This is a genomic window from Streptomyces katrae (assembly GCF_000966975.1).
In the GTDB taxonomy this organism is placed as follows: domain Bacteria; phylum Actinomycetota; class Actinomycetes; order Streptomycetales; family Streptomycetaceae; genus Streptomyces; species Streptomyces katrae.
On the sequence record NZ_JZWV01000468.1, the window covers coordinates 1 to 5,094 of the forward strand.

General features: G+C 71.3%; 7 protein-coding genes and 2 pseudogenes. 3 read left to right on the forward strand and 6 right to left on the reverse strand.

Features of this window, described 5'->3' with window-relative positions; genetic code table 11:
* The 5 genes and pseudogenes from VR44_RS17495 to VR44_RS45060 form a co-directional block, all read right to left on the reverse strand.
* Window positions 1–557, reverse strand: a pseudogene (locus VR44_RS17495) (UDP-glucose 6-dehydrogenase); the annotation flags it as partial.
* Window positions 558–663: 106 nt separating this feature from the next.
* A complete protein-coding gene (locus VR44_RS17500) occupies window positions 664–1,512 on the reverse strand; it encodes a class I SAM-dependent methyltransferase (RefSeq protein WP_052713666.1) in 849 nt (282 codons plus the stop codon).
* Between the two features lie 129 nt (window positions 1,513–1,641).
* Window positions 1,642–2,136, reverse strand: coding sequence for a hypothetical protein (locus VR44_RS17505; protein WP_045948447.1), 495 nt, complete (start codon window positions 2,134–2,136; stop codon window positions 1,642–1,644).
* Window positions 2,133–2,594 carry a hypothetical protein gene (locus tag VR44_RS41290; RefSeq protein ID WP_052713667.1) on the reverse strand — a complete coding sequence of 154 codons (462 nt, stop codon included), beginning with the start codon at window positions 2,592–2,594 and terminating at the stop codon, window positions 2,133–2,135. The genes VR44_RS17505 and VR44_RS41290 overlap by 4 nt, the downstream gene beginning before the upstream one ends.
* A complete protein-coding gene (locus VR44_RS45060) occupies window positions 2,570–2,791 on the reverse strand; it encodes a hypothetical protein (RefSeq protein WP_045948448.1) in 222 nt (73 codons plus the stop codon). Before VR44_RS45060 ends, VR44_RS41290 begins: the two co-directional genes overlap by 25 nt.
* A gap of 238 nt (window positions 2,792–3,029) precedes the next feature.
* Here VR44_RS45060 and VR44_RS17520 point away from each other — a divergent pair, with 238 nt between their 5' ends.
* Window positions 3,030–3,893 (forward strand): helix-turn-helix domain-containing protein, encoded by an 864-nt coding sequence (locus tag VR44_RS17520; protein ID WP_045948449.1) that lies wholly within the window; start codon window positions 3,030–3,032, stop codon window positions 3,891–3,893.
* Window positions 3,890–4,105 (forward strand): DUF397 domain-containing protein, encoded by a 216-nt coding sequence (locus VR44_RS17525; protein ID WP_045948450.1) that lies wholly within the window; start codon window positions 3,890–3,892, stop codon window positions 4,103–4,105. The genes VR44_RS17520 and VR44_RS17525 overlap by 4 nt, the downstream gene beginning before the upstream one ends.
* Window positions 4,106–4,155: 50 nt before the next feature.
* Here VR44_RS17525 and VR44_RS46405 read toward each other — a convergent pair whose 3' ends face one another.
* Complete coding sequence (locus VR44_RS46405) at window positions 4,156–4,800, reverse strand: HNH endonuclease (protein WP_211275083.1); 645 nt, start codon at window positions 4,798–4,800, stop codon at window positions 4,156–4,158.
* A gap of 40 nt (window positions 4,801–4,840) precedes the next feature.
* Here VR44_RS46405 and VR44_RS47265 point away from each other — a divergent pair.
* A pseudogene (locus tag VR44_RS47265) lies at window positions 4,841–5,047 on the forward strand (hypothetical protein); the annotation flags it as partial.
* Window positions 5,048–5,094: the final 47 nt, after the last annotated feature.

The following is a 5,094-nucleotide window of genomic DNA, read 5'->3' on the forward strand; positions in this document are numbered from 1 at the left end:
AGCCAGCCGGCCCACACCCGGCGGGCGGTGCTCTCGACCACGGCCCGGTCGGCGTCCGACGCGCCCAGGACGAGGCGCGCGGGGTGAAGGGTGGTCTCCATGGACAGTGCCTCGCGCAGGAAGTCCGGGCTCCAGCCCACCCTCAGCTGCACACCGTTCGGGGCCTGGTCGGCTGCCAGGGCCGCCAGCCGCACGCTCTCCCCTACGGGAAGGCTCGACTTGCCGATCAGCACCGCGGGCCGCGTCAGGCGGCAGGCGAGCGCGCCGATGGCGTCCTCGACCGCGCTCAGGTCCATCGTCATCGCCCCCTCGCGCTGCGGGGTCGGCACCGCGAGGAAGAACACGTCGCCGTGGGCGGCGGCCTCGTCGTAGGAGTCGGTGAACCGCAGCCGGCCCGCGGCGGTATGCTTGGCGATGTAGTCCGTGATGCCGGGCTCGTCGAACGGGCAGCGCCCGTCCTGCAGCGCCTCCAGCGTCTCCGGGTTGATGTCGAGGCCGAGTACCTCGTGCCCCAGCTCGGCCAGGGCGGTCAGGTAGGGGACTCCCAAGCGGCCCATACCGATGACGGTGACCTTCAAATTCTTCTCCCAGGTGGGCCCGCGACAGCGCGCGGGGATGATGGTTGCTGCGGCGCCTGGTGGAGGACTCCGCGTGGTTGGGTTCTCAGGCGGCGTCGGCAGGGCGGCGGCCGATGATCACCGCGGCCTGGAGCACGGCCTCAAAGCGCCCGTCCGGACGCGCGGCCGTCAGCGTGCGGCGCAGGTCCTCTTCGAAGCCGGCCTGCCGGTCCCCGAGGGTCGCCGCCGAGGAGTAGGCGTAGGTGCGCTGGAGTCCGACCAGTTCGTTGAGGGTGTAGGTCTGGCGGTAGTCCGTGCGCAGGACGGACACCTGGCTGAACGCGGAGCGGCGCAGGATCTCTTCGTGGCCGCCGTCCGGTTCTACGTACGTGGTGGCCGGGCCGGCGAGGTTCACCGACCCGAGCCAGCGCAGGCGCAGCTGCTCCAGCAGCGCGTGCCACCACTCGCGCTGGGTGCCGGGCGCGCGGTAGCCGATCACGGCGACGAACCCGCCGGGCCGGACGGCCTGGTCGAGGGATGACAGGACCTGCCGGCGGTCCATCCAGTGGAATGCGTCCGCGATCGTCACCCCGTGGAAGGGTCCTGATTCCTTCGCCAGGATCGCCGCATCGGTGGCATCGGCCCGCTTCCAGGTAACTGACTTGATGTTGCGGGCCTGGGCCCAGTCGCGGCCGGCCGCCAGCATCTCCTCGGACACGTCGACCGCGGTGACCGCGGCTCCGCGCTCGGCCAGGTCGAGGGTCAGGGTGCCCGGCCCGCATCCCAGGTCCAGGATGCGAGGCCGGGTCGTCGCCCGGCCCCACTGCGTCGCGAGGTAGTCGACGACGGCCGGCGGGTGCGGACGGCGGTAGACCACGTACGGCGCACCGCACGAGTCGAAAATGCCGCCGGCGTTCGTGTAGCGGGTGGCGGTGCTTTGGACGACTTGGGTCACAACAACCTCCGGAGCTGGCTGGTCTGGGTACCGGGCGGTGCCGGTCTCCTCCTGCTGTGTCGCGTGGGGCCGCACGCCCCGGGCGGGCCGCCAGCCGGACCGGTCGCCCACCCGTGGAGCACGGACTCGTCAGCGGTGATCCAGCGCGTCTTCAGGGATCTGGCCGGCGGCGAAGAGGCAGGGGCCTGCGGCGAGGGCAATGGCCCCCCAGGTGTCCGCGATGCGCCGGACGTCGGGGTGCGTGCCCGGGTCCGCGATCGTGCGCGGACGGCCTTGCAGGGCCAGGACGCTGACGGTGGCGAGCCTGCGGCGGAGCACGGCGGTCACGATGTAGCGGTGTGTGCCCAGGACGTTCATGGCGTGGCTGGTCAGGTGCCCGGTCAGGGCGGCGAGGGCCTGGGCGTACGGCGGCTCTACGCCCCATAGTCCGTAGGCGATCCCGGCGTTGAACCCGGCCCGCTCGGGGGTCTTGTCGTCGTAGGCGGGAAAGGGCCACGAGGCGCGTTGCCCTGCGTCTTGGCGGCGGGCAGCGGCCCGCTCGGCCAGGGAGAGGCCCTGCGGGGGGACGTGGAAGAGCCGGTGGCCATCCACCAGCGCGGCGGGGACGGTCGTGTGGTGCCTCATGAGTTCTCCGTCGTCCGGTTCAGGGCCGCACGCAGGGCGTCCGGGTCGGCGAGTTGCGTCATCAGGCCGGGTGCCTGCACCCAGGTGCCGGCAGGGACCTGGCGCCCGCCCGGCTTGGAGGCGACCAACCAGAAGCCCGCGCCGATCGGGGTCGTGTCCGGCTCGCTCCAGGTCTCGGCTGTGCCTGCCGGAACCAGGACGTAGGCGCGGTCGACGGTGAGGTCGGTCAAAAGGGGGACCTGGGCCAGGCCTTCGCCGAGTACTTCGGCGACGGCCTGCATGCGGCGGGAGGACATGGCCACCGCGTCCCAGGCGCGGCCGGCGGGCAGCAGGGCGAGGGCCAGGTTGCTGTCCCACTCGTCCCACACCTGGGCAGGCTGCTCGTGGGCCTGGGCGACCCAGTGAGCTCCGGCGTTCGCCGGTTCGATCTGCCTCACCGCGCACCCCAGCTCGGGCACGTGCGGCACACCTTCACGACCCATCCGAGACGGCCCTGGCCTTCGGATGCGGTGTAGGCGTAGCCGCCGGGGCGCAGGTTCTCGGCCGCCCCGCAACGGGCGCAGCGTTGCCCGCGCAGGCGGGCCGTCTGATCAGGCGTGATCGACAGGGGGTCCAGAACGGCCGTGCGGATGTCGGCCTGAATGTGGGACTGCATGCGGTGCCTCCGCGAATCGGAGCCCGATGATCAACTGTGTGCCACCGGACCATTACATCCCGTAGTGCAATCCCGCTTAGAATCCTCTATGCAATCCCATGGAGCAAGCCCCTCGCGGAATTTCACTCGTACTGGGGCTACGGAAGAGGGGCGAAGGGGCATGGCTACAGCCGGTGTCGGCGATAGGGCAGACTTGCAGCCAGCAAACCCACGACGTCGGAAGCGGGGAGGACAACGGATGAGCGAGCCCGGCGGCCCGACAGTACGAAAGCGTCGGCTGGGCGGTGAGCTGCGCCGACTCCGCGAACGCGCCAAGCTCGACCAGGCCGCGGCCGCCGCCCACCTGGAGTGCTCCACCTCGAAGATCAGCCGTATGGAAACCGGGCAGGGCATCGCCCCCAAGGCGCTGGAAGTCACGCGCCTGCTCGACCTCTACGGCGTCACCGATGAGGCAGAGCGTGCCAAGATCATGGACATCCGCCGCTCCGCCAGCGAGAAGGGCTGGTGGGAGCAGGCCGAGTACGAGGAAGTCCTCGCCTCCGGCCACGGCGTCTACGTAGGCCTCGAATACGACGCCCGGGCCCTACAGGTGTGGGAGCTCGGGTACGTCCCCGGACTCCTGCAGACCCGCGACTACGCGCGGGCCGTACACGCCGCCTTGCCGCCGGAAAGCGTGGACCGGCTCGTGGACGTCCGCATGCAACGGCAGCGCCGGCTCACCGACGCCCACCCCCTGGAACTGTGGGCCGTCATCGACGAGTCCGTACTCGGCCGCCAGGTCGGCGGCCCCGAGGTCATGCGCGACCAGATCCGCTCGCTCGCCGCAGCCGCCCGCCAGCCCAACATCACCCTGCAGGTGTATCCCGCGCGCAAGGACGTCCACCCCGGCCTCCGCGGCGCCTTCAGCCTGCTGGAGTTCGGCCCCTCAGACCCCCGGATCGGCTACGTTGACAGCCCCTCCGGCAACACCTTCCTGGAGAAGGACCGGCAAATCCGCTCGCTCGTCTACACGATGGACCGCCTGCGGGCGGGCGCGCTCGACCCCGAAGAGACAGCGGCGCTCTTGGACGGGCTGCTACCCGCCGCAGAGGAGAACACATGAACCGCCCCACCCTCGACCCTGCCCGGCTCACCTGGCGCAAGGCCTCAGCCAGCAGCGACCAGGGCGCCTGCGTAGAGGTCGCGCACGACGTCGACTGGGTGGCGGTCCGCGACTCCAAGGACACCGGCCGCCGCGGCCTCACCGTTGCCGCCTCGGCATTCGCCGCCTTCCTTGAGGCCGCGAAGACCGGAACGCTCTCGAACACCCCCTGAACAACAGGAAAGCATCAGGTCCCCTCCCAACGGGGTCCAGTACGGAGCCATCACCACTCCGCGCTGGACCCCTTTGCATGCCACCCAGGCCGACCACCGCGGGCGTCATGCGGTCGAGACGGCCTCGGACTTTCTTGGCCCGGCTCTACGGTGCCGGGGTGAACTCCACGCGGGTGCCTCCACAGCCAGCGGCGATGTCCAGGAGCCGGCGCCTCGTCGACCCAGCGCATCTTGGTCGCGGTCCACTCGGAGCCGTAGCGGCACAGTGCTTCCGCCGACGGCGGCACCCACTGGGCCGGGTCCTGGTCGGCCTTCGACCGGTTCGAGCGGGCTGAGACAGCCACCAGCGACGCTTCCTGGTCCAGGTCATTGGCATAGGCCTCTCGGCGTGCCGCCGTCCACGCCGAGGCTCCGGAGTCCCACGCCTCCGCGCGCGGCACCAAGTGGTCGTTGTCGAACGTCCGCGCGTCGTTGGTGAGGACGCCGTCGTAGTAGCTCCGCCACGCGCCGCCGGTCAGGATGCAGCCGGGGCCGACCTCGCGTGCTTCCACCGCCTCGGCGATCAGAACCTCCATGCGGGTGTTGCAGCCGTCCGTGGGGTTGGCGCAGGCGTTCGAGTGGCGGAAGCTGGTGCGGTCCTCGGCGGCGAGCGGGAGCGCGGATACCGCGACACCGATCGGCAGGATCTGCGGCACGGCGGCTGGCTGTTCGGCCCCGTGCGCGGTGGCGGCGCGGGCTCTCGCGGACTGGGACCGTCTCGGTCAAGGCCCGCTGACGTGCCAGGAGATGGCCGGCTGCTTCGGCCTGGAACCCGCGCCCGCGAAGGTCGAGGCGTTGCGGTCGAAGGCGAAGCGGCTGGTGGCCCGGGGTTGGCTGGCCGAGTCGGCGCCGGGACAGTTCACGCTCACGAAGGACGTGGCCGGGCCAGGCGGCGGGTCATGAGCCTGGTCGCCGACCAGTAGACCACCGCCTCCGCGCTGCCCGTGGAC

Excerpts from the sequence above, each read along its gene's own strand:
- VR44_RS17505 (WP_045948447.1), bottom strand. The coding sequence starts at position 2,136 with ATGAGGCACCACACGACCGTCCCCGCCGCGCTGGTGGATGGCCACCGG.
- VR44_RS17525 (WP_045948450.1), top strand. The coding sequence starts at position 3,890 with ATGAACCGCCCCACCCTCGACCCTGCCCGGCTCACCTGGCGCAAGGCC.
- VR44_RS45060 (WP_045948448.1), bottom strand. The coding sequence starts at position 2,791 with ATGCAGTCCCACATTCAGGCCGACATCCGCACGGCCGTTCTGGACCCC.
- VR44_RS17520 (WP_045948449.1), top strand. The coding sequence starts at position 3,030 with ATGAGCGAGCCCGGCGGCCCGACAGTACGAAAGCGTCGGCTGGGCGGT.